23 protein-coding genes and 2 pseudogenes are annotated in these 22,416 nt (G+C 68.9%); 9 read left to right on the top strand and 16 right to left on the bottom strand.

Going from position 1 to position 22,416, the window contains the following annotated elements; all coding sequences use genetic code 11:
* Positions 1–4: 4 nt before the first annotated feature.
* From ABH926_RS23105 to ABH926_RS23095, 3 genes and pseudogenes are all read left to right on the top strand, one after another.
* On the top strand, positions 5–664 hold the full coding sequence (locus ABH926_RS23105; RefSeq protein ID WP_370367801.1) for a TetR/AcrR family transcriptional regulator C-terminal domain-containing protein: 660 nt from the start codon (positions 5–7) through the stop codon (positions 662–664).
* A 438-nt stretch (positions 665–1,102) separates the two neighbouring features.
* Positions 1,103–1,438, top strand: a complete 336-nt coding sequence (locus ABH926_RS23100) for a hypothetical protein (protein ID WP_370367800.1) — start codon at positions 1,103–1,105, stop codon at positions 1,436–1,438.
* A 52-nt stretch (positions 1,439–1,490) separates the two neighbouring features.
* Positions 1,491–1,654: pseudogene (locus ABH926_RS23095) on the top strand (DUF255 domain-containing protein); the annotation flags it as partial.
* A gap of 58 nt (positions 1,655–1,712) precedes the next feature.
* Here ABH926_RS23095 and ABH926_RS23090 read toward each other — a convergent pair.
* From ABH926_RS23090 to ABH926_RS23080, 3 genes are all read right to left on the bottom strand, one after another.
* Complete coding sequence (locus tag ABH926_RS23090; protein WP_370367799.1) at positions 1,713–2,849, bottom strand: Fic family protein; 1,137 nt, start codon at positions 2,847–2,849, stop codon at positions 1,713–1,715.
* 102 nt (positions 2,850–2,951) lie between these two features.
* Positions 2,952–4,100 carry a hypothetical protein gene (locus ABH926_RS23085; RefSeq protein WP_370367798.1) on the bottom strand — a complete coding sequence of 383 codons (1,149 nt, stop codon included), beginning with the start codon at positions 4,098–4,100 and terminating at the stop codon, positions 2,952–2,954.
* Positions 4,101–4,103: 3 nt separating this feature from the next.
* Complete coding sequence (locus ABH926_RS23080; RefSeq protein ID WP_370367797.1) at positions 4,104–5,072, bottom strand: hypothetical protein; 969 nt, start codon at positions 5,070–5,072, stop codon at positions 4,104–4,106.
* Positions 5,073–5,152: 80 nt separating this feature from the next.
* On the opposite strand from ABH926_RS23080, the pseudogene ABH926_RS23075 reads away from it, so the two are divergent.
* Positions 5,153–5,317 (top strand): annotated as a pseudogene (locus ABH926_RS23075) (DUF255 domain-containing protein); the annotation flags it as partial.
* Between the two features lie 33 nt (positions 5,318–5,350).
* Here ABH926_RS23075 and ABH926_RS23070 read toward each other — a convergent pair.
* Positions 5,351–6,625 (bottom strand): ATP-binding protein, encoded by a 1,275-nt coding sequence (locus tag ABH926_RS23070; RefSeq protein ID WP_370367796.1) that lies wholly within the window; start codon positions 6,623–6,625, stop codon positions 5,351–5,353.
* Positions 6,626–6,867: 242 nt separating this feature from the next.
* Here ABH926_RS23070 and ABH926_RS23065 point away from each other — a divergent pair, with 242 nt between their 5' ends.
* Positions 6,868–8,982, top strand: coding sequence for a thioredoxin domain-containing protein (locus ABH926_RS23065; protein ID WP_370367795.1), 2,115 nt, complete (start codon positions 6,868–6,870; stop codon positions 8,980–8,982).
* Here the strand turns inward: ABH926_RS23065 and ABH926_RS23060 are convergent.
* Both ABH926_RS23060 and ABH926_RS23055 read right to left on the bottom strand, forming a co-directional pair.
* Positions 8,954–9,886 carry a hypothetical protein gene (locus ABH926_RS23060; RefSeq protein WP_370367794.1) on the bottom strand — a complete coding sequence of 311 codons (933 nt, stop codon included), beginning with the start codon at positions 9,884–9,886 and terminating at the stop codon, positions 8,954–8,956. The genes ABH926_RS23065 and ABH926_RS23060 overlap by 29 nt on opposite strands.
* A 40-nt stretch (positions 9,887–9,926) precedes the next feature.
* Entirely contained in the window at positions 9,927–10,427 is a 501-nt protein-coding gene (locus tag ABH926_RS23055) for a SigE family RNA polymerase sigma factor (RefSeq protein ID WP_370367793.1), read from the bottom strand.
* Positions 10,428–11,115: 688 nt separating this feature from the next.
* Here ABH926_RS23055 and ABH926_RS23050 point away from each other — a divergent pair.
* Entirely contained in the window at positions 11,116–11,661 is a 546-nt protein-coding gene (locus ABH926_RS23050; RefSeq protein WP_370367792.1) for a hypothetical protein, read from the top strand.
* 119 nt (positions 11,662–11,780) lie between these two features.
* Positions 11,781–12,155 (top strand): YbjQ family protein, encoded by a 375-nt coding sequence (locus ABH926_RS23045; protein ID WP_370367791.1) that lies wholly within the window; start codon positions 11,781–11,783, stop codon positions 12,153–12,155.
* A 19-nt stretch (positions 12,156–12,174) separates the two neighbouring features.
* Here ABH926_RS23045 and ABH926_RS23040 read toward each other — a convergent pair whose 3' ends face one another.
* The 3 genes from ABH926_RS23040 to ABH926_RS23030 are packed head-to-tail and all read right to left on the bottom strand — an operon-like array spanning position 12,175 to position 15,077.
* The gene (locus ABH926_RS23040) at positions 12,175–12,843 is read right to left on the bottom strand and encodes a DUF1707 domain-containing protein (RefSeq protein WP_370367790.1); all 669 of its coding nucleotides are present in this window, start codon (positions 12,841–12,843) and stop codon (positions 12,175–12,177) included.
* Between the two features lie 46 nt (positions 12,844–12,889).
* Complete coding sequence (locus ABH926_RS23035; protein ID WP_370367789.1) at positions 12,890–13,594, bottom strand: FadR/GntR family transcriptional regulator; 705 nt, start codon at positions 13,592–13,594, stop codon at positions 12,890–12,892.
* Between the two features lie 13 nt (positions 13,595–13,607).
* Positions 13,608–15,077: a CynX/NimT family MFS transporter gene (locus tag ABH926_RS23030; RefSeq protein ID WP_370367788.1), complete on the bottom strand. Its 1,470-nt coding sequence runs from the start codon at positions 15,075–15,077 to the stop codon at positions 13,608–13,610.
* A 113-nt stretch (positions 15,078–15,190) separates the two neighbouring features.
* Between ABH926_RS23030 and ABH926_RS23025 the strand changes: the two genes are divergently transcribed.
* Entirely contained in the window at positions 15,191–16,843 is a 1,653-nt protein-coding gene (locus tag ABH926_RS23025) for a fumarate hydratase (protein ID WP_370367787.1), read from the top strand.
* 61 nt (positions 16,844–16,904) lie between these two features.
* Here ABH926_RS23025 and ABH926_RS23020 read toward each other — a convergent pair whose 3' ends face one another.
* From ABH926_RS23020 to ABH926_RS23010, 3 genes are all read right to left on the bottom strand, one after another.
* A complete protein-coding gene (locus ABH926_RS23020) occupies positions 16,905–17,312 on the bottom strand; it encodes a hypothetical protein (protein ID WP_370367786.1) in 408 nt (135 codons plus the stop codon).
* Positions 17,313–17,354: 42 nt separating this feature from the next.
* On the bottom strand, positions 17,355–17,582 hold the full coding sequence (locus ABH926_RS23015) for a hypothetical protein (RefSeq protein ID WP_370367785.1): 228 nt from the start codon (positions 17,580–17,582) through the stop codon (positions 17,355–17,357).
* 91 nt (positions 17,583–17,673) lie between these two features.
* Positions 17,674–19,029 carry a hypothetical protein gene (locus tag ABH926_RS23010; RefSeq protein ID WP_370367784.1) on the bottom strand — a complete coding sequence of 452 codons (1,356 nt, stop codon included), beginning with the start codon at positions 19,027–19,029 and terminating at the stop codon, positions 17,674–17,676.
* A gap of 19 nt (positions 19,030–19,048) precedes the next feature.
* Here ABH926_RS23010 and ABH926_RS23005 point away from each other — a divergent pair, with 19 nt between their 5' ends.
* The gene (locus ABH926_RS23005) at positions 19,049–19,234 is read left to right on the top strand and encodes a hypothetical protein (RefSeq protein ID WP_370367783.1); all 186 of its coding nucleotides are present in this window, start codon (positions 19,049–19,051) and stop codon (positions 19,232–19,234) included.
* A gap of 75 nt (positions 19,235–19,309) precedes the next feature.
* Here the strand turns inward: ABH926_RS23005 and ABH926_RS23000 are convergent, their stop codons facing one another.
* The 4 genes from ABH926_RS23000 to ABH926_RS22985 all read right to left on the bottom strand — a co-directional run bounded on the left by ABH926_RS23000 (position 19,310) and on the right by ABH926_RS22985 (position 22,365).
* A complete protein-coding gene (locus ABH926_RS23000; protein ID WP_370367782.1) occupies positions 19,310–19,720 on the bottom strand; it encodes a hypothetical protein in 411 nt (136 codons plus the stop codon).
* Between the two features lie 82 nt (positions 19,721–19,802).
* Entirely contained in the window at positions 19,803–20,531 is a 729-nt protein-coding gene (locus ABH926_RS22995) for a hypothetical protein (RefSeq protein WP_370367781.1), read from the bottom strand.
* 200 nt (positions 20,532–20,731) lie between these two features.
* The gene (locus ABH926_RS22990; protein ID WP_370368011.1) at positions 20,732–21,691 is read right to left on the bottom strand and encodes a LysR substrate-binding domain-containing protein; all 960 of its coding nucleotides are present in this window, start codon (positions 21,689–21,691) and stop codon (positions 20,732–20,734) included.
* Between the two features lie 95 nt (positions 21,692–21,786).
* Entirely contained in the window at positions 21,787–22,365 is a 579-nt protein-coding gene (locus tag ABH926_RS22985) for a phosphonate degradation HD-domain oxygenase (RefSeq protein WP_370367780.1), read from the bottom strand.
* Positions 22,366–22,416 lie beyond the last annotated feature (51 nt).

Raw genomic sequence — 22,416 nt, 5'->3', positions numbered from 1 at the left:
TGAGATGGCCGACGCCGCGCAGGCCAGACGATCCCGCCTGAGCAGGGAGAAACTGTTCGAGGCGGCGATCGCCGTCGCGGACGCCGGCGGCATCTCGGCGCTGACGATCCGGTCCGTCGCCACCGAGCTGGGCGTGAAGCCGATGTCGCTGTACCACCACGTGGCGAACAAGGAGGCGATCATCGACGGAGTCATCGACATCGTCTTCAACGAGATCGGCCTACCCCCGGAGGACACCGACTGGCGCTCGGCACTCCGCGAACGGGCCCACTCCGCCCGCGCCGTACTACGCCGCCACCCATGGGCGACCCCGCTGATGGAGTCGAGGCGCAACCCAGGCGCCGCCACCCTGCGTCATCACGACGCGGTGGTCGGCACCCTACGCCGCGGCGGCTTCTCGATCGTGCTGGCCGCACACGCCTACTCGATGATGGACAGCTACATCTACGGCTTCGCTCTGGAGGAAGCCGCACTCCCGGTCGGCCCCCCAGACGTGGCCGGCGCCGTCGAGGCTTTCCTGGCCCAGTTCCCGCCGGGCGAGTACCCGAACCTGGTCGAGATGGCCACGGAACACGTCCTCAAACCCGGCTACGACTACGGCGACGAGTTCGACTTCGGCCTGGAACTCATCCTCGACGCCCTGGAGCGGCACTTGACGCGCTGACCGCTTCGGACGGCACCGGGCGGAGCGGCCGCCGCGATATCGGGAACTCGACAGGCGGCCGTCCGAGGATGAAGCTATGAACCGCCTCGCCACGGTTCCGATTTCCATCGCGTAGGAGTGGGCTGATAGAGCGCGTCATCCGCCAAGTGCCGGAAGGGCTTACGCATCGAGCTGCATCGTTCGTGCGAAGCCATGGAGTCCGTTTGGATCCCTTGCCACTGGATGATCACCGTGATCGCTGGCTGACTGCCGGGATCCCCGGAGAGCATATCGATCGCGTTGTCCGGTTCGAGGCGCATTGGGGCGGGCTGACGTTACCGCCGTCGCCCGCGTATGACGGAGGGCCCCGCTATCTCAGCGCCGACGTACCGACTTCGGAGCCCGGCGTCGGCTGGTGCTTTGAGGCGGGAGTGCAGCGAACGGCCGTTCCGTTCGTTCGTGATCGGACCTGGTGACGAGTTCGGTCTCTACGGCGGATCGTGGGTACCGTTGCACGCCTCGATCGAAGGGTGGATCGAGTCGATCGCCTTGGCTCACCACGCGTCGATTCGTGCGGACACGGTCAAGGTCGTCCGGGGAATCGCGGTTGATGACCTGGATCTCGACGGTTTCGAGGAGATCGCCGAAGTCCGGGGCCTTAGTGACACGTGGTGGCGCGGCGCCGACTCGCTCGTTGCGGTCTATCGGGGCGAAGCCGAGGTGTGGGGACGCCCAGCAGCTTTGAAGGCGGTCATCTACTCCGGGCTGGACGAATGGGGATTGCCGGCGGACTGAGTAGTGCCGAGCTTGCGCAGGCAGCGGTTACTGAACGTGAAAGGATGGAGCCATGAACCGGCTCGCGGACGCCACCTCCCCCTACCTCCTCCAGCACGCCGACAACCCCGTCGACTGGTACCCCTGGGGCGAGGAAGCCTTCGCCGAGGCCCGCCGCCGGGACGTCCCCTCCTCATCTCCATCGGTTACGCCGCCTGCCATTGGTGTCACCTGGTGCGTTAAGTGCACTAGTCGGTTTGGCGGGTTCTCGCCGGCTGCCTCGGGTGTACGGCGGTCACTGGGAATACGGATATGACAGGGTCATGGGCGTGCGTGCGATGTGAAGCGCTTGCTCGGGGAACCGCGCGCCCGCTGTGTAGTAGCGGGCGCGTGTGCGGCCGACGGGTTCGAGTACTTCAGCTGTGACGAGATCGCGCAGATCACGCTGGGCCTGCTGCATGCTGAGATTTTCGGCGTGCTCATAGCGAGAACGACGAACTCGGCCAGCCATCGCGACGTCATGGAGGGCGGACACGATCCGATCGTCGCGGCTCGTGCTCGCTGCGAAGTCTGACAACTCGGTCCACACTCGCCCCGAACGGTCGAGCCGGCCTTGCACCGTTTGAGCTTGCTGGTGGTATGCCGTGAGACTGAAGCGGACCCAACTAGAAACGTCCTGATCCGGAAGGTACTCGGCACCGCGGCGTGCAAGCTCACGGTAGTACTCCCAGGTATTGCCAGGCCGTCCCAACCATGCCTCGATGGACGAGAACTCGGGGGCAAGAACGCCTTCGCGCGCGATCATGAGCGTCTGCAGTGACCGTGACATACGCCCGTTGCCGTCGGCCCAGGGATGGATGGACACCAGATCCAGGTGTGCCATTGCCGCACGTACGAGGGGGTGGCTTCGGTCGTCACCGTTCAGCCAGTCGATGAGTTCATCCATGAGGCCGGGGACATCGGCCGCGTCCGGAGCTGTGTACGCAGCAATGCTGGGGTCGCGAGCATCAGTGACATAGACGGGTCCGCGACGCCACTGTCCGGCCGGCTTCCGATTGCCGTGCCGGTGGCCCTGCAGCATCCAGTGCAGCCCGTTGAGCAGGCCCTTGCTATAGCTGAAGTCACTCGAATCATGCAGCGTTTGGACGTACGTCATCATCTGCTGGTAGGCGAGTGTCTCCTGGCGGTTCACGTCGGTGACGTCAACGTCGCGTTCGCCGTCGAGCAGATCTTCGACGTCAATCGTCGAAACTTTGAAGCCTTCGATGGAATTCGATGCCGCCACGGCGTCGGCTGTGAGGAACTTCCGCAATCCAGCGGTCCATTTCGACGGCGAGGCGGCTACTTGGTGTTTCAAGCTCTCCCTGGCGCGGTCGATCTCACCGAGTACGCGCTGGTCGTCGGCGTCGAGCTTGGGTGTCGGGTAGAGCATGCATCAATGATAGTTTGACGCAATCATTGCGTCAAACTATCGGGCTCGGCCCCGCACGTCAGGGCCTACGCCCATCGCGCTGAGTAACGGCTTCGTCGGCGGTCACGGCAGGTCGGCCGCGTCCAGCCGCTCGATCAGACTCGGCTTGCGCTGATGTGTGGACCGCAACTCGGCGAGACGCTCCGCGAACCGTGCCGAGGTGCCGCGGCGGCGACTGAGCTCCGCGAGATCAGTAAGCAGGCGGACAGCGGAGTCGTACGAGGTCGGCTTCTTGGCGGCGATCAGGTCCGCCACGTCGGCCCACGGACGTTCGCCACGGTCGGAGAGCAAGGCAAGCCGGCTTTCCCATTGGTGCCGAGCCTCTTCCTCACGCAGAGCCCGCTGCCGATCCAGCTCCTGCTGGCGTGCCGACTCGCGCAAGGCTGCCCGCTCGGAAGCCGCCGCTACGAGCGATGCCAGGGTGCGCGGAGCCGCTGAGACTCCGAAATTTCGTGGCCTGGCCGCTCGCAGCATCTCGGCTCGGGTCTTTGGGTGGTCGTCGGACAGCAGGCGGCGAAGGGCCTCGTCTTTCTGTTTTGTCGTGAGACCTCTGATCCAGGAATCCACGGCCGCGTCCAGGCCGACGTGGCTCGCCTCGGCGATCCGGTCTGAAGCCGAAGACGCAGCATCCAGCATGTCTCGGTCCACCCGGAGCAAGTCCGCTAGTGCGCGCTGAGACGCAGTGAGCTGTCCCAGACCAGCTGGAACGGGAGGCTCCAAGGCGTCGTCGGCGTCGGCCTCGGCACCGTCGAACCAGACGCCGGCCAGCCAGGCCAGGTAGAGCGCGCGCAGGTCTCCTGCAGCCAATTCGGCTCGAATGCCGATGAGGGAGGCCAGCGAGGGCCACCCTTCCTCCCAGCCTTCGCCGCCCTCGTCTTCGCTGTGGAACTCCAGCACGATGTTCTCGTCGCTGCGGCGAGAGCTGAAGGTTTCGTCATTGCAGTACTCGGCGGTCGTCTCGATGTCGAGTAGCGACAGCGGCAAGCGGAGCATCAGGATCCGTGTGCCCCAGTTCGCGAAGTACAGGTGCGCGTCATAGCACAGATCCATCAGTGCAGATGGATTTCCCCGGAAGTCGCCCCACTGGTACTCGTTGACGAACCTAGTCCGGGTTATCTCGGCCCGCGTCGACAACGCCCGCACCTGCTCGTACTGTTCGTCCGTCAGTGGTTGGTCCAGGGCCAGGAACTCGTAATACTGGTACTCGCTCACCGGCTACGCCCCTGTGAGCCAGTGACGATAGGCGTCGATCCACTCCGCCCCGGCCGGCGGTGGCGACGGCATCGGTAGATCCAGAATCCCGATGCGTTGCTGCTGTTTGCCGCGACGGCAAATCGCTGAAATGCCCGGTCCGTCCGCCTCCTCGACCCCGACCACAGTCACTTCGACGCCGAGGACGACCGTCTCGAACGGCAAGTCCACATTGTCGCCGATCATTACGGCGAAGCCGGTCGTCTGCTCGTGCTCGTCGTGTGCGTCGACGATCGCTTCCTCGACCAGTGCGTCGAGTTCTCGCTTGCTCCTGGTGCCGACGCCGTTGACGCCACCGTGTCGTGCCGGTCGGAACAGTCGCATCTGGGAGTGAGTCGATGCCGATGCATCGATCAGTTCGAGATAACCGTCGACCGCCTGCCAGAGATGATCCTCGGGGTGGCGGCCATCGCGACGGTGAGAACGCCGCCAGTTCGAGTCCTCCCAGTAACGATCACGTACTACACGCAGGTGTGCGGAGGATGTGGCGAGTTCCCGCGCCATCTGCTCGGCCCTGGTGTCGTCATCGGGGTCCGTGAGCCGGAACGGTTCCGCCCGCTTCTCGGTCAGAGCGTCCAACGCAGCAGACTGCACCCCGTCCCTGTTCCAGATCGGCATCGGCCTACGGATCTCGTGATTCGCGACCGGCCGGTCCCCTGGGCGCCACCGCCGTAGAATCGGGGCCTTGTCCAGCCTGAGCAGGTTGGCGAGCGAGGTGCACTCCGGGGGTTCCACGCCCCAAGGAAGCTCCTCTGCAGCCAGATCCATCACCAGCGCGAGGTTCACCAAGTCCAAGTCGCGATCCGGATGGTCGAGCACCGCACCGTAGGCGTATGCACCCAGCAGCCCTGCCGCGCCGTCGAGCAGCGTGGTGAACTTGTCACAGTCCTCGGCGATGCTGCGCAGCCGTCGAACAGCAGTGTCATAGCGCATAGCCCACCTCCCTATACAGCATGCAACGAGGCGGGCGTCTTCGTCAGGAGATCTGCCGAAGGCCGTGCAAGGATGAAGCTATGAACCGCCTCGCCAGCGCGACCTCCCCCTACCTGCTCCAGCACGCCGACAACCCGGTCGACTGGTGGCCGTGGAGCGAGGAGGCCTTCGAAGAGGCACGGCGCCGCGATGTTCCCGTTCTGATTTCCATCGGCTACGCCGCCTGCCACTGGTGTCACCTGATGCGCTAAGGACACTAGTCAACCCACGCCGTGTCATCACGTGACCGGCGTCCAGATGCGTTCGAGTGGAAGAACGTGTAGGCGGTCCTCGTACGTATACGACCGTAGACCGAGGTTCACGACCGCTCCGCCGACGAACGCGCTGCCGAGCTTGTCCCGTAGCAGCCGCAGTCCGGCGAAGTCGTTTCCCGTCACGGTGCCGGATGCTTTGACCTCGATTGCGGCGACGGAGCCCGCGGCGGTCTCGATGACTAGGTCGACTTCTTGGTGGTCGCGCGTACGGAAGTGGGAGAACGCGACCTCCTGGTCCGCCCATCCTGCCTGCTTCATCAACTCGTTCACGGCGAATGTCTCGACGAGGTGGCCGAACTGTGTCAGGGCTGCGGGCATCCGACCTGACAGTTTCTGCGAGGTGAGACCGATGACGTGGGCGGCGAGCCCAGTGTCGACGATGTGAGCTTTCGCGCTGCGGATCGCACGGTTTGCAGCCGAGCGCGTGAATGGTTCGAGACGATGGATGAGGAAGACCGCTTCCAACAGCCCCAGGTAATCTTTGACGGTCGTGGCATCCAGGCCGACGGCATCGGCGATGTTCGCGACGTTGATCACTTGGCCGGTTTGGTCGGCCAGCCGACGCAGTACCTGGGGAAGTACTTGGCGTTGCCGGACCTTGCGGATCTCGAGTACGTCACGTTCGACGACCAGGGTCACGAAATCACGGAACCAGCGGTCGCGAGAACGTCCAGGAACGCGCGCCAGTGCCAGCGGGAATCCGCCGGCGAGAATGACGCGCTCGTAGTCGTTCCGCGTGGTCGTGGCCGGATCGCTGACCACGAGTGACGCAGGATCGCTGATCAGCCCGTCGAGGGCGGTCTCCCTTACGCCGTTGATCTCGCCTTGGGACAGCGGCCACATGGTGACGACGTGGGCTCGACCGGTCAACGACTGGCCGGCGGTCGGGAGGGAGTCGTACCGCGTGGATCCAGTCAGAATGAACCGCCCCGCACGCAGGTCCTTGTTCAGCTCGGCCTTGATGGCGTCGAGAAGCTGTGGGACATGCTGGAACTCGTCGATGCAGACAGGTGCCGGATGGTCGGCCCCGACGAACAGGTCGAGGTCCGCCGCGACAGCGCGTCGGGTTGGGAGATCGTCGAGATCCAGGATCTGAACCCCTTCGGCTTCGGCACAGGCGGCCAGGAGCGTGCTTTTGCCGACGGTGCGCGCCCCGGTCAGAACCACCACCGGTTCGTCGGCGAGCAATTCCGCAAGGACTGGCTGAAGGTGACGGGCGATAAGTCGCTGCTCGGCCACGGTACTCCTCGGATCGGTGGTCTGCGCGACTCAAGCTAGCACTTTCGCGGCCTAAAAATCCCAGAACCGCCGGAATGTTTTCCCAGAATCGTCGGACCTCCGATCTCCCCAACGGCCGCGATCGCGTCAGTGGTCGGCTGCCACTCGGCACGTCATGGCCCATGAGTCGGCACGTCGGCGTCCGAGAGGGGGCGCGACCCCGAATCGCGTCCCGTCCCGCCTGTGTGTGGGAGGCTGGGACCGTGAACCGACTGGCCAACGCGACCTCCCCTTACCTGCTCCAGCACGCCGACAATCCGGTCGACTGGTGGCCGTGGGGAGAAGAAGTGTTCGAGGAGGCGCGACGTAGAGACGTGCCGATCTTGCTGTCGATCGGCTACGCCGCCTGCCACTGGTGCCACGTCATGGCGCACGAAAGCTTCGAGGACGAAGCGATCGCCGCCCTCATGAACGAGAAGTACGTCTGTGTGAAGGTCGACCGCGAGGAGCGGCCGGACGTCGATGCCGTCTACATGGCGGCGACGCAGGCCATGACCGGTGGTGGTGGGTGGCCGATGACGGTGTTCGCCACGCCTGACGGGAAGCCGTTCCAGGCTGGGACCTACTACCCGCCGGCGCCTCGGCATGGGTTGCCCTCGTTCCAGCAGTTGCTGATCGCCGTGGGCCGGGCTTGGGGGGACATCCGGGAGGATGTGCTGCGGGCCGGGGATGGGCTGGTTGCCGAGTTGGCGCACAATGCGCGGGTCGTTGCCGGTGCGGAGGGGGTGCCGGATGCGGGGGCTTTGGTTGCTGCCGTCGGGGTGTTGGGGCGGGAGTTCGATGGTGAGCGGGGTGGGTTCGGGGGTGCGCCGAAGTTTCCGCCGTCCATGACGTTGGAGCAGTTGCTGCGGCATCATGCGCGCATGGGGGCTGCCGGGGCCGGGGCGTTGGACATGGTGCGGCAGACGTGCGAGGCGATGGCTCGCGGCGGGATGTACGACCAGCTCGGTGGGGGGTTCGCGCGGTACTCCGTGGATGCCGCGTGGGTTGTTCCGCACTTCGAGAAGATGTTGTACGACAACGCTTTGCTGCTCCGTGTCTACCTTCATCTGTGGCGCGCCACCGGGGACGCGCTCGCGCTGCGCGTCGTCAATGAGACCGCCGACTGGATGCTGCGTGAGCTGTGGCTGGACGGCGACGGCGGGTTCGCCTCGTCGCTGGACGCCGACACCGACGGGGTCGAGGGCAAGTTCTACGCCTGGGATGCCGAACAGCTCGAAGCCGTCCTCGGTGCGCAGGACGCCGCCTGGGCCGCCGCGCTGTTCGCCGTGACGCCCGAAGGCACCTTCGAGCACGGCCTGTCCGTCCTCCAACTCCTGCAGGACCCTGATGAGGCCGACGCCGAGCGCTTCCAGAGTGTCCGCAGCCGCCTGTTCGAAGCCCGGCGCGAGCAGCGCACCGCTCCCGGACGCGACGACAAGGCCGTGGCGGCGTGGAACGGTCTCGCGGTCGCGGCGTTGGCCGAGGCCGGGGCTTTGACCGGGCGTTCGGAGCTCGTGGCCGCAGCGCGTCAGACTGCTGCGATGCTCGAGCGCGTCCACTGGGACGACAAGACCGCGCGCCTGACGCGCACCTCGCGCGATGGCGTCGCCGGGGCGCAGAATCCGGGCGTCCTGGAGGACTACGCTGACGTCGCCGAGGGCCTGCTGGCGCTCTACGCGGTGACCGGCGAGCCGCGCTGGTTCGGGTTCGCGGGCCGGCTGCTGGACGTCGTCCTCGACGAGTTCCGCGACGAGTCAGGCCTCTTCTACGACACCGCCGGCGACGCCGAGGCGCTCATCTTCCGGCCGGCCGATCCCACCGACAACGCGACGCCCGGCGGTACGTCCGCGGCGGCCGGCGCGCTGCTCACCTATGCCGCGCTCACCGGTTCGGGGCGTCATCGCGAGGCCGCGGAGCAGGCGTTGCAGTTCACCGGTGCGCTGGCGGAGAAGGCGCCGAGGTTCGCGGGGTGGGGGCTGGCGGTCGCCGAGGCGCTGGCGGACGGGCCGCGCGAGGTGGCGATCGTCGGGGAGTGGGACGGTGTGGAGCTGGACGGTGTGGAGCGGGACGGCGGCGAGGGGAGCTCCCAGGCGTTCCGCGAGCTCCACCTGACGGCCCTGCGCAGCACCGCCCCCGGCCTGGTCATCGCGGTGACTCCGCCGTCCGCCGCGGCGAAGGACGCGCCGGCGTCCTCCGACCACGACCACACAACCCTCCCCGAACTGCTCAGCGACCGGCCCACCATCAACGGTGAACCGGCCGCCTACGTCTGCCGGGGCTTCGTATGTCAGGCCCCTACGACAGAGGTCACTTCACTGGCGACTGAGCTGGGCTAGATGGGGCGCCGGCCCCCGAACCGCCGACGGCCTTCTGCTGCAGGTCCTGCGCCTTGTCGGTGTTCGGCGCGCCCTTGGGGCCCGGCGCCGGCTGGGCCAGCACCGAGGCGATCGCCTTGTCCCACAGCGGCGACTGCACCACCTTCGTCGCCTGGTCCACGGTCAGTCCGGGCGCGGTGGCGGTGGTGGAGCCCTTCTCCGTGGCCTCGTTGAGGACCTGGATGTCGACCATGGTGCCGTCGTTGCGGTACCAGGAGACCTCGACCCGCTTCGCCGAGGGGTCGCCGTTGCCGGCCGGCCACTCCGGGCCGTCGAACACCATCAGGTGCGAGCCGTCCTTCAGCGTCGACACGGTGATGTAGGGCACGGTGCCATTGATGTGCTGGGCGCTCCAGGGCGAGCGCGCGACGTCCAGCGAGATGCTGCCGGTGCCGGCGGGGTAGGTGAGCTGGAGCGTGGCGTAGGGGCCGGCCGTCTCGTCCGTCCCCGCCTTGTACAGGACCTTCTCGTCGGTGAAGTGGTACGGCTGCAGCGTCTGCTCCAGCCAGTTCACCATGTCGCCGCCGCTCACCGTTGCCGCGGTCGTCTTGCCCGGGCCGGGGGCGGCCTCGGTGCTGGCGTTGGAAGGCTGCGAGGACTGCACGGCCGCGGCCGCGGCCGCTTGGCCCTGGCCCTTGCCGGAGGCCGCCGAGACGTTCGCCGAGCCGCCGTGGCCGGGGGCGCCGACCATCGCCACCACGCCGAAGACCGCCGTCACGCTGGCCGCCGCGCCGGCGATCTGCGAGATGCGGCGGGTGCGGCGCTTGCGCACGCCCCGCTCGATGCCGCCGGCGGTGAGCTTGCCGATGTTCGGGTGCAGGTTCTCCGTCGCGCCGCGCATCGCGCTGTTGAGGTTTTCGGGCATGTCAGCTTCCTTCTTCGTCGGATCCACAGGGTGGAGGTGTTCAGGTGAGGGCGAGTTCCGGAAGCAGATCCCCGAGTGCCCCGCGCAGCCGGGCCAGGGCCCGGTTGGTGCGGGTGCGTACCGCGCCCGAGCTGGCGCCCATGATGTGCGCCACCTCCTCGACACTGCGGTCCTCCCAGAACCGCAAGACCAGCACGGCGCGATCCTTCGCCGGCAGGGCCGCCAGGCCCTCCAGCAGGGTCACGCGCAGGGACGTGTCCGCCTCGTGGAATTCGGCCTCGGGCAGCGTGGAGGACGGAAGCTCCCGCGAGCTCTTCTTCCTGCGCGCCGAGATGAACGTCCGCGTCAGTACCGTCTGCGCATAGGCGTCCGGGTTCTCGATGCGCCGCTTGCGCCCCCAGACCGCGTACACCTTGCCCAGCGTCTCCTGGACGAGGTCCTCGGCCTGATGCCAGTCGCCGCTCATCAGATACGCGGTACGGAACAGGTGCGGGGTCCGCGCTGAAGCGAACTCCAAGAACTCTTCATCGTGCTTCGGCATGGCCACCGCGCTTCCCTCGTCGAACATTCCACCCGTACCGACGCCGGGCCCGGTGCCCGTGTTACAGGTGCGGTGCCCGCCGGCGGCCGCGGTGAGTGGATCCAGGGGTGAGCGTACGTCGTAGGGCGAAAGCCGTAGCCACTTCGGTGCGCATTTCTACGTCGCCTGACGGATCAGGCTTCTGCCGCTCCGCGCCTACATTGGAGCCCGGCGCCGGACAGGCAGGCCGGAGCCGATGAACGCGTTCAGAACGATGCCGCAAGACCACTCATGCCGTGCGGTACCGGGGTGTGGCCCGGTTCGGCACAGCGCGACGGCGCGACGAGTGGGGACGATGTGGACGGTGCGACGTCCGCCGCGTCGACAAATCGGCACTTCGATAAATCGGCACTTCGACGGTCATAGAGAGAACTTCACAAGAGGGACGGTCGCTGGGAGAAGTCTTCGCGCGAGGGTCAACGGCATCACGTTGTGTGGACGTGAACCGGTACCCGCGCTGGCTCGTGAAAGGACTGGGGATTGCGGTGAACCGCGCGCGGTGAGTGCGCACTGATCGACACAGGTCTCGCAGACCTCCCTGGGGGGACCAGGGGGACAGGGCCGGGCGTTCGCTGATGGCGAACGTCCGGCCCTCTTTCGTGCGCCCGACGACCTGTCCTAGTCGTTGTAATCGTGTAATCGTAGATACATGGCTACACGCGAAGAGCTGATCGAGAAGACACGAGGATGGTTCACGGGACGGCTGCCGGAAGGCCTGTTCGAGGGTGCGCCGGAGGTCACGGTCGACCGTGAGGAGATCACGGTGGTCGGGCGGATACCGGAGCCGGCATATGCCGACGGCGCCTCGGAGGCCGAGAAGGCCGCCACCGTCGAGGGCAAGATGAAGGAGTTCCGGGAGCGCACGCGCGAGGCGCGGATGGCGGTGGCCCGGGACGCGGAGCACAAGTTCGGGCGCAAGGTCTCCTGGGGAGTGCGGTGCGGGGACCAGGGGCGTCTGTTCACGCACCTGTCCGTGCCGGTGATGACCCGGCTCAAGCAGCCCGAGCGCGCGCTGCTGGACACCCTGGTGGACGGCGGCGTCGCCCGCAGCAGGAGCGAGGCGCTGGCCTGGTGCGTGCGCCTGGTGGAGAAGCACGCCGGCGACTGGGTCGGCGACCTCCGGGACGCGATGCGCAAGGTGGAGGAGGTCCGGGAAGCCGGGCCGGACCGTGACGGCGGCGCTGCCGAGGCGTAGCGCCTCAGCACGTCACGGTTCGTGGAAAGGCGGCGCCGCATGGGGTGCGGCGCCGCTTTGCGCTAACCCGTTCGCTCGTCCGGCGCGCCGATCGCAGGGCCGTTGCTCAAGCTGTTGGTATGAGCAGCGACTACAGCGGCGGCCAGGACCCTGCGAACACCGTGATGGTCAGCACGATGAACGACCTCCCGGGCTTCCGCATCGAACGCGTGTTGGGCGAGTGCTTCGGGCTGACGGTCCGTTCGCGCAACGTCGGCAGCTCGTTCGGGTCGGCGATGAAGTCGCTGAAGGGCGGCGAGCTGAAGGGGCAGACGAAGATGCTCGTCGACAGCCGGATGGAGGCGATGAGCCGGCTGACCGAGGAGGCCACGCGCCGGGGCGGGAACGCCGTGCTGGCGATGCGGTTCGAGACCTCGCCGGGTGAGCTGGGCACCGAGATCTGTGCTTACGGCACCGCTTGTGTGGCGACGCCGCTGGGCCAGGCGCAGGACTGAGGCTGAAGTCGGCCGCCGTTCAGCGCCCGAGGAGCTTGCCGAACTTCTTCGGCTTGGGATAGCGCACCGACACCTCGCCGAACAGCGCCATCCCGCGCAGCACCACGACCGGCGAATCCGGGGTGATCGGCACGTCGCCCATGGCGTTGCGGTCCGAGCCGCTGCGCGAGCCGAACACCGCGGTGCCCTCGTCGCGCACCACGACGCCGTGCGGCACCTTGATCTCCACGGAGCCGAACACCGCGTTCGCGACGATGACCACCTCGCGCTGGGTCAGCACCGCCTCGCGCAGGTCGATGGTGACCGAGCCGAAGACCGCCGCGGCGATCGTCTGCGCCGGCACCAGCCAGCGGCCGCCGCGCTTCTGCTCGGCGAAGACCGCGGTGATCTGTGTCTTCCCATAACCCGTCGATCCCGGCGCGTAGTTCGCGGGCATCTCCGGGATCGGGGTGGCCGGGCCGGTGACGGTCCCCATGTGGCGCTGGGGCAGGTCCGACAACAGCGGCGACAGCTCGCCGAGGGTCTTGGCCCGGTAAGCGAGGTCGACGCGCTCGTTGTGTTCCTCGACGTCCAGGCGGCCCTCGGCGTAGGCCTCCCGGAGGGCTTCCGCGACGCGGTCCCGGTCGGCATCGGAGGCGCGCATGGTGCTGTGCGGATCGTTGGCCGGAAAAGCTGCGGGCACGCTCACCTTCTGCACTATACGCGCGGCGATCGTCGAAGGGATTTACTCGGATTCACTCTTCCGCGCTGGTCTCGACGTTCAGCGAGGCCTCCCGCACCGCCGCTTCCGGATCGCCGGAGCGGACCGCGTCGAGCAGGGTGCTGTGCCCGGCGACGAGGAACCGGTCGAAGTCGGTGCGCAGGGCGCGTTCGGTCAGCACTGTGCGCAGCGCGCTGCCGATCTCCAGGTAGAGGTCGAGCAGAAGCGGGTTGCCGGCGGCGGCGACCATGGCGGTGTGGAAGTTGGCGTCGGCCTCGACCCACTCGTCGACCCAGGAGGTGTCGTTCGACTCCGCCTTCTCGACTTTGCGCGCCGCGATGTCGCGGGCCGCGAGGGCATCGGCGCACGCTTCGAGGTCCGCGGGGTTCGCGCGGCGTGCGGCCAGGCGTGCGGCTTCCACCTCGATGGCGCGGCGGACTTCCTGGACGTGGTCGTGCGTGGTCGCCTGGATCTCGCGGCGCAGCGCGCCGGAGAGCTCGCTCCGGGCCCGGACGTACGTGCCGTCGCCGCGTCGCACCTCCAGAAGGCCGGCGTGCGCCAGCGCCCGCACCGCCTCGCGGACCGTGCCGCGGCCCACGTTCAGGGCCTCGACCAGCTCCGGCTCGGTGGGGATGCGGGCGTCGACCGGCCAGGCGCCGCTGCTGATCTGTTCGCGGAGCTTGTCGATGACTTCGTCGACCAGTGAGCCGCGCTGGATGCCTGTGAGTCCGTTCGCCACAGATGGCAGTCTTTCAGTTCGCGGCCGGGCTCATCGAGCCGGAGTCCCTGGAGTCGCTGGAGTCGCCGGAGTCGCCGACCAGCGTGCCGCGCTTGGGAGAGCCCACGTAGGCCGCCACCGCGCCCTGAGCGAGGACCACGACCACCATGACGGCCAGCGGAACCGTCCAGCTGTGCAGGGCGTGTCCGAGGATGCCGAACATGATCGGGCCCAGCGCCGCGATCAGGTAGCCGGCCGACTGGGAGAACGCGGACAGCGCCGCGGTGCCCTCCGGAGTGCCGCCCCGGAGTCCGATCATCGTCAGGACCAGCGGGAAGGCGGCCATGCCGACACCGATCAGGACCGCGGCCAGGTAGGCCAGCGAGGCCGGCGCGATGATCAGGGTCAGGAAGCCGAGCGCGAAGACCGCGCCGAGGGCCAGGGCCAGCGGGCGCTGGCTGCGCAGCCGCGCGGCGGTCAGCGGGACGACGAAGGACAGCGGGGCGTTGACCGCGAAGGTCACGCTCAGGACGGTGCCGGCGGCGGCGTGGGACATGCCGTGGTCGGACAGCACGGTCGGGATCCAGCCCATGACCACGTACCCGGACATGCTCTGCAGGCCGAAGGCGACGGTCATGGCCCAGGCCAGCTTGGACTTGGCCAGCGACTTCAGCGGGATGTGCGCCTGCCGCGCGGTGGCCGACGCGGCGACCGTGCGGTCGTGGCGGCGGCGGTGCGGGTGGCTGGCCATCCACAGCGCCAGGCCCGCCAGCGCCGGGAAGGTCCAGAACTCCAGGCCGCCGGAGGGGCCGCCGAGCTTGTCGGACAGCGGGACCGCGATGCCCGCGGCCACGGTGGAGCCCAGGGCGATCATCGTGGAGTACAGGCCGGTGATGGCGCCGATGCGGTGCGGGAAGTAGGTGCGCACCACGACCGGCAGCAGGACGTTGCCCAGCGCGATGCCGACGCCGGCCAGGACCGAGCCGGCCAGCAGGCCCGGGACGTCCGGGATGCCGCGCACCGCGGAGCCGGCGACCAGCACGGCCAGGCTCGCGGCGAGCACGGAGCCGGCGCCGTGGCGGCGGGCCAGCCAGGAGCCGGCGGGGCCGGCGAAGGCGAAGATGAGGACCCAGAGCGTGGGGAGCAGGGTGACCACGCCGGCGCCGAGGTGGAGGCGGTCGCGGAGCTGGTCCAGCAGCGGGCCGGTGGAGGACACGCCCAGGCGCAGGTTCGCCGCGACGAGGACGATGCCGGCCAGGATCAGCGCGCCGCCGGCGAGCTTCTGCTGGTCGCGGGCCTCGGGGTCGGCCGGGGTGGTCGGGGTGGTCGGCTCGCCGAAGCGCTCGAGCTTCTCGAGTTCCTCCAGCGTCGCCAGTCTCTCCAGCGTCTCGAGCCTCTCCAGCGTCCCGTGCTGCTCGAGCGTCTCGAGCTGCTCGACGGGCCCCTCCGGGGCGGTGCGGCGGTGCTTGCCCCGGGTCCCGGGCCGGTCGAGCGATATCGTCATGCGTCCGATGGTAAGACGTATGATGTTTGTGGTGCAACTTCGCGCACAGCGCTGTGGCGCACCGCACAAATGGCGCGGGGAAGGGCTCCTCACCTCGCGAGTACGCTGGCGACATGCCTGACTTCGAGTACGCCGACCTCCTCCCCACGGGGCCGGACGAGACCCCGTACCGCCTGCTCACCGCCGAGGGCGTCAGCACCGTCGAGGCCGGAGGGCGCACGTTCCTGCAGGTCGAGCCGGAGGCGCTGCGGCTGCTCACCGAGACCGCGATGCACGACATCGCGCACTACCTGCGTCCCGGGCACCTGCAGCAGCTGCGCAACATCCTGGACGACCCGGAGGCCTCGCCGAACGACCGGTTCGTGGCCCTGGACCTGCTGAAGAACGTCAACATCTCGGCCGGCGGCATCCTGCCGATGTGCCAGGACACCGGCACCGCGATCGTCATGGGCAAGCGCGGCCAGCAGGTGCTGACCGCCGGCGGCGACGAGGCGCACATCGCGCGCGGCGTGTACGACGCGTACACCAAGCTGAACCTGCGCTACTCGCAGATGGCGCCGCTGACGATGTGGGACGAGAAGAACACCGGCTCGAACCTGCCGGCGCAGGTGGAGCTGTACGCCACCGACGGCGACGCGTACAAGTTCCTGTTCATGGCCAAGGGCGGCGGCTCGGCGAACAAGTCGTACCTGTATCAGGAGACGAAGGCGATCCTGAACCCCAAGGCGATGCTGAAGTTCCTGGAGGAGAAGATCCGCTCCCTGGGGACCGCGGCCTGCCCGCCGTACCACCTGGCGATCGTGATCGGCGGCACCTCGGCGGAGTTCGCGCTGAAGACCGCCAAGTACGCCTCCGCGCGCTACCTGGACACGATGCCGAAGCAGGGCTCGATCACCGCCCACGGCTTCCGCGACCTGGAGCTGGAGGCCGAGGTGCTGGAGCTGACCCGTCGCATCGGCATCGGCGCCCAGTTCGGCGGCAAGTACTTCTGCCACGACGTGCGGGTCATCCGCCTGCCCCGGCACGGCGCCTCGCTCCCGGTGGCGATGGCCGTCTCCTGCTCGGCCGACCGCCAGGCGCTGGGCAAGATCACCCGCGACGGCGTCTTCCTGGAGCAGCTGGAGTTCGAGCCCGGCCACTTCCTCCCGGAGACCACGGACGAACACCTGGACGACGACGTGGTCCGCGTCGACCTGACCCGCCCGATGTCCGAGATCCGCTCGGAGCTGTCGAAGTACCCGGTGAAGACCCGCCTGGCCCTGACCGGCACCCTGGTCGTGGCCCGCGACATCGCCCACGCGAAGATCAAGGAGCGCCTCGACGCCGGCGAGCCGATGCCGCAGTACATGAAGGACCACCCGGTCTACTACGCCGGCCCGGCCAAGACCCCCGAGGGCTACGCCTCAGGCTCCTTCGGCCCCACGACCGCCGGCCGCATGGACTCCTACGTGGCCCAGTTCCAGGCCGCCGGCGGCTCCATGGTGATGCTGGCGAAGGGCAACCGCTCCAAGCAGGTCACCGACGCGTGCGCGGAGCACGGCGGGTTCTACCTCGGCTCGATCGGCGGCCCCGCGGCCCGCCTGGCGCAGGACTGCATCAAGAAGGTCGAGGTGCTGGAGTACGCCGAGCTGGGGATGGAGGCCGTGTGGCGGATCGAGGTCGAGGACTTCCCGGCTTTCATCGTGGTCGATGACAAGGGGAACGACTTCTTCCAGGACACGACGGGGCCGACGTTGCGGATCGGGAGCAAGCCGCCGACGCAGTAGCTGTGGGTTTCTGTGGCAGCCCCGGCATGGATAAGGCGCGCCGGGGCTTTGCTTGCCGTAGTCAGCGCCTCGTCCACGTGGCCAGCGGAGCGTAGCGGCGGCCGGCTAGGAACAACTCCCATTTCGGCGTCGGGGACAGGGCCACCTCGCCGATCCAGTCCGTGCCCGGGGGGTCGTCCCAGGTGTCGGGATCGGCGAGAATCGATGGCAACTCGGCATCGTCGATCGGGTCGCTGCAGTGTAAGCCTTCGCGGCCGTCCGGAAAGGTCCACGGCTCCAGGCGGTGGACCTTGACCCAGCCGCGGTCGACCGCCGATTGCACCGCGGCGATCACTTCCGCGTTCGAGGGCCATTCGCCGTCTGGACGCCTGTGCTCGACGAGGTAGGGCAGGATGCCCGAGGTTTCCATCGCGCAGATCTGCACGTCGTACTCCAGGCCGGTCAGCCAGAGCGTTCTGTCCTGTTCCACGGAGAATCCTCGCACGGAGATCGCTCAGGGCGTGCCGGGGCTTCACGGTTGCTGAGCGGGCCTGCGTGCCTCCCGGCGCCGGCGTCGGAGGGTGCCGATGGATGCCCCGATTGTCACCGAGAGGCTGGCGCCGACCATCGAGACGATGTTGATCGGCCCGCCGGCGAACCAGTGATAGACGAGCCCGCCTCCCACCACGCCGGTGGTGGCGCACGACCCGATGGCCAGGATGAGCGGCAGGGGCCGCAGGGAGGTCGTCCAGTCGCGCATAGCGGTCAGTATGCGGGGCGCCGTCCGGCTCGGCAATGCGCTAGCCAGCGGGGTTGATCGCGAGTCCACCGACAGCGTTCCGCGCCGCCGGTCATCGCGTCTGAGTGAGCCCGCCCTCAGCCTTGGCCACATCATCAGCCGTCTGATTCGCGACCGCCGCGGCCCCGAGCGGGCCGCCGATCAGCGTCCCGAGCTGCTTGGCCAGGTCCGCCGGGAGCTTGCCGGTGGTGTCGATGACGTCCGCCTCGTCGATGTTCGCGGAGCGGGTGTCCAGCAGCGCCTTGAGCGTGGGCGAGATGCCCTGCGCGGGGTCCACCGTCACCACCGAGGTGCTGTACAGCTGGTAGCCGTACTGCGGGGTGCTGAGTTCGGCGAGCAGGATGTCGGCGGGGGAGCCGGACGGGGCCACGGTCACGTTCGTGGCCATTGAGTTCATCGCCAGGGCCGCGAGGAAGTCGGCGTGGGTGGTGCCGAGGGCTTCGGCGGGGGTCGCGAAGCGTTGGAGCTTGACGGCCGTGGCGGCGGTGAATGCCTTGTCGCCGAAGGCGATGATCTGCGGCACGGAGTTGTCCCAGGTGCTGTCCAGGCCCTTCAGGTAGCTGAGGTCCGCGGCCGCGATCTTGCCGCCGCTGAGCTGGAACACGCGCGCGCCTTCGGCCTTGGCCTCGTTCAGAGCCGCCGTGTCGGAGGGGTCGACGACGGCGATCGGGGCCGGCGGCGGGGTCGGGCTGTTGGACGAGCCGGGCTTCGGGGCCGTGCTGACGTGCGCCACCTTGTAACCGAGTGCGGTGATGGCCGCGTCGGCGCCGGAGGGGAACGCGCCGGGGGCGCCGACCAGGGTGACGGTGTCCAGGCCCGGGAACGGGTCCTGGGTGTTCGGGGCGCCCAGCACCCGCTTGATCTCGGCGGTCAGGCGCGGGTCGAGGGTGCCGTGGCCGGTGCTCAGCAGGGTCGGGCCGTACAGGCCGCCCCAGTTGAGTTCCTTCTGGGCGGTCGCCGGGTCGTCGGCCGCGATGATGGTCACCGACATCGCGTACGGGCCGTGCGGGCCGGCGCCGGCCGGCTCGGGGGTGGTGCCGGTCTGGGTCAGCCAGCGGTGCCGGGACACCGAGACCGAGGCGCCGGCCAGGTCGGTCGGTGAGGTTCCGGACAGGGTGACGACCTGGTCCGTGGCGGCCGGCAGGAAGGAGACGACGCCGGGCTTCGCAGAGAGCTGAGTCGGGGCGGCGCGGGGCTTTCCGGCGGCGACCTCCATGATGCCGGCCGGCGTCGAGTAGGCGATCTGCTTGCCGTCCGGGGTCCAGGTCAGGTGCGTGGCGCCGGCGGCGTTGTCCTCGACCATCGTGGCCTGCGGTGACGTGGTGTAGCCCTTGGCCATCGCGGCGGCGGCCACCACCTCGATCCCGCCGCCCTTGCCGACGAACGCCAGAGCCCCGCCGGCGCTCAAGGCCGGCCAGCTGCCCTCGATGAGCTGCTCGGCGGAGTTCGCACCGCCGCGCGAGTTGCTGTCCTCCTCGTGGATCCACAGCTCCTGGCCCTTGGCGCTGTGCGCCTGGAAGACCAGGGTCGAGGAGGTCCCGAACAGGTCGCTGGTCTGCGTGCTCGTGGGGTTCGAGGAGTCGGCGACGGCCGCCCAGCTGCTCGAGCCCTGATTCAGGGTGGACGTCTCGCTGCTGGAGTGGTCGTTCTGGCCGACGGCCCGGACAACTTCGACCCCTGATCCTGCTTCACCAGCACCAGCACCAGCACCAGCACGCGCTGCCGTCCGGCCGCGCGGTGGCCACGTTCCCGGACCCGTCGATGAACGCGATCCGGCTGCCGTCCGGCGACCAGGACGCCTCGGACACCGTCGTCGGGAACGTCACCGGCGTCCCGGCGACGGTCACCGTGGCCGTGCCGTCGGAGATCAGCGGCGCCCCGGCGGCGTACTGCGGGGCCGGCGACGCAGGGCTCGTAGACGACGCGGACGTTGCGGGCGACGCGGGCGATCCGGGGACGGCCGCCGACGTGTGCGTGGCGGCGGCGACCGGTGCCGTGCCCGGCTGCGCCGCCGACTTGCCGCAGGCCGAAGCCAGCAGCGCGACCGACGTTGCGGCAGCGGCGGTGACCAGCAGGCGGCGCGAAGAAGAGCGGCTCACGAGGGGTCCTTTCCCCGAAACGATGTCGCCCTTTAGACGTGCGTTCAGCTCCTCGGTTTGCTAGCGGACCGGCCGAATCAGATCACGCTTCGGTAACGCCCGCGGCCCGGCTCCGCGCCATCGCGGCCTCCAGCAACACCCGCGCGTACTCCCCGGCCGCCGTCTCGTCGTCGAGCAGGTACGGCGGGCAGGACTCGGTCGGCGGCTCGGCATCGGCCAGTGCGGCCACGAGCTCCGGGATCTGGTCGGCGCCCAACTGGTGCGTGCGCAGTTCGGTCAGGCCGGTGAACAGGAACGCCACCTGGTTCGAGCCCGGCGTGTAGCTGAATTCGTAGTCTGCGAAACCCGCGACCGCGCCGCCGACGGCGCTGCCGGTCTCCGTCGAGCTGCCGCGGGCCGTGCCCCGGGCCAGGGAGGCGCCCATGACCTCCGCGTCCTGGCCCCGGCGGGCGTTCGGGCGGGCCAGGAAGGGGCAGGTGAAGGCGGCGAAGAGCATGCAGGCGCGGTGGCCCGGGGGCTCGGGGGAGGGCGCCTTGTTCGTGGCGTCGGTCCGGCCGGCGGCGTGCGCCGCCGCCAGCGCCTCGGTCTCGGCCGCCGCGATCACCCGGTACACCGGCCCCGGGGCCATCGGGGTGCCGCAGATCGAGCAGCGGCGCTCGATCGCGCAGATCAGCGTCCGGGCCGCGCCGGTGATGGCGAACGTCGGGCTCCCGTCGACGCCGCGCGGGGTGATCGCCGGGATCGGGTAGCCGCGCGGGTCGTGCGGCAGGGCGGCTATCGCGGGCGGCACGGGAGCTTCGCGAGGCGTCATGGCGCTATTGAAGCACCGGCGGTGGCACTGTGGAGGATGATCAACTGTGCGGTACGTGGCGGTAGCATCACGAAACGGTCATGCTCGCGCAAAGGTTGATAACCGATCGGCAACAACCCTTGGCATTTCACTCAGTTCTCAGCATTATTTGCTGGTGAGCCGGAGCTGGCGCTTCACCTGCGGCGGGGACAGATGAAGTGTCAGCTCCGCCTGTCCGTCTCCGGGACCGCCAGCCGCACCGGCAGCCGTGCCGCCGTCACCGCGTCCCGCATCGCCGCCGCCAGTCCGCCGAACTCCTCGGCCCGCGCTGACGACGACCGGTACACCAGCCCGATCCGCCGCGACGGCGCGGGAGCGGTGAATCTGCGCGCCTCCAGGCCCGATCCGGCGCGCGCGTCGACCGCGACCGCCGTCTCCGGCAGCAGTGTCATGCCTATCCCGCCGGCGACCAGCTGCACCAGTGTCGACAGTGATGCCGCGCGTGTCGCCCCGGAATCGGCGACGCCCACATCGGCGCACACGTCCAGCGCCTGGTCCCGCAGGCAGTGGCCTTCTTCCAGCAGCAGGATCTGGTGGTCCTTCAACACTTCCCGCGACACCGGGCCGTCCCCGGCCGGCAGCGTGTGCTCGGGTGCGACGACCAGGAAGTCCTCGTCGTAGAGCGCCAGCTCCTCAACGCCAGTCGCCCCGGTCGGCAGCGCGAGCAGTCCCAGATCCAGGCGCCCTGAGGAGATGCCCTCCAGGAGCACAGCCGTCTGCTCCTCGTGGACGAACAGATCCAAGTCCGGGAAACGCTTTTTCAGCGGACGCAGCAGTGCCGGCAGCAGATACGGAGCCAAGGTCGGGATCACGCCGACCTTCACCGTCCCGGTGTACGGACGGCGCGCCGCGGCGGCTTCCTCGACCAGGTCGTCCATCGCGGCCAGGACCCGCTGCGCGTGCCGGGCGACCCGCTCGCCGGACGATGTCAGCAGGACCTTGCGCGTGGTGCGCTCGACGAGCCGCGTCCCGAGGTTCTCCTCGAGCGCGGCGATCGCGCCGGACAGCGCCGGCTGGCTCATCCCGAGCACCGCGGCCGAGTCCCGGAAGTGCAGATGCTCCGCGACCGTCGTGAACGCCTTGAGCTGCGCGATGGTCGGGGTACGGAGGGGCGTGGCGATGGTGGTGCTCCCGGCATGTGCGCTCGCGATTGATAGATCCAGTTTATCGCGGTATGCGCAATGCCTGGTGCGAGGTGATCAATCCAGCGGGGTGATCAATCTCTCGGCGCCGCCGCGCCGGCCCGGACCAGTCCCGCGAGCAGCGCGCGGTAGTGCTCGAATCCGGGGTCGCCGGCATCCGGCTCCTTCGCGGCCTCGTCCCAGCGCCGCAGCCGCACCGCGTCGCCGGCGTGCGGATCGGCCTCGAACGCCGCGACCTCCTGCGCTGACATCGGGCCGCCCTGTACTGACAGCGTGTACACCGAAGCCTCGGACAGTTTGCCGAAGTAGTCAGGCTCGACCGCACACAGGTAACGCTTGGCGGCGACGTGCAACCGCACCGGTTCGGTGACCTTCGGCCCGAACCACGTCGCCAGCCAGTCCGCGCCCTGGTGGCTGTGCCGGTTGTCGCGGCCGGCCATCAGATCGCGGCCGTGCACCGCGCCGGTGAAGTGGCCGACGTCGTGCAGCAGCGCGGCCGCGACGAGCGACGGCGCCGCGCCGTCGCGCTCGGCCAGCGCCGCCGCCTGCAGCATGTGCTCGGCCTGGGTGACCGGCTCGCCGAGGTATTCGGCGCCGCCCTCCCCGGCGAACAGGGCGGCGATCTGGTCCACGACCGTTTCGGGGGTGCTCACGCTCCGAACGGTAGCCAGGCGGTGGCGCGGGATGTAAGTAATGATCGGCTT

The organism is Catenulispora sp. GP43 (assembly GCF_041260665.1).
GTDB lineage: Bacteria > Actinomycetota > Actinomycetes > Streptomycetales > Catenulisporaceae > Catenulispora.
The sequence above is the reverse complement of the archived record's forward strand: the minus strand, read 5'-3'. Positions and strand labels throughout refer to the sequence as shown.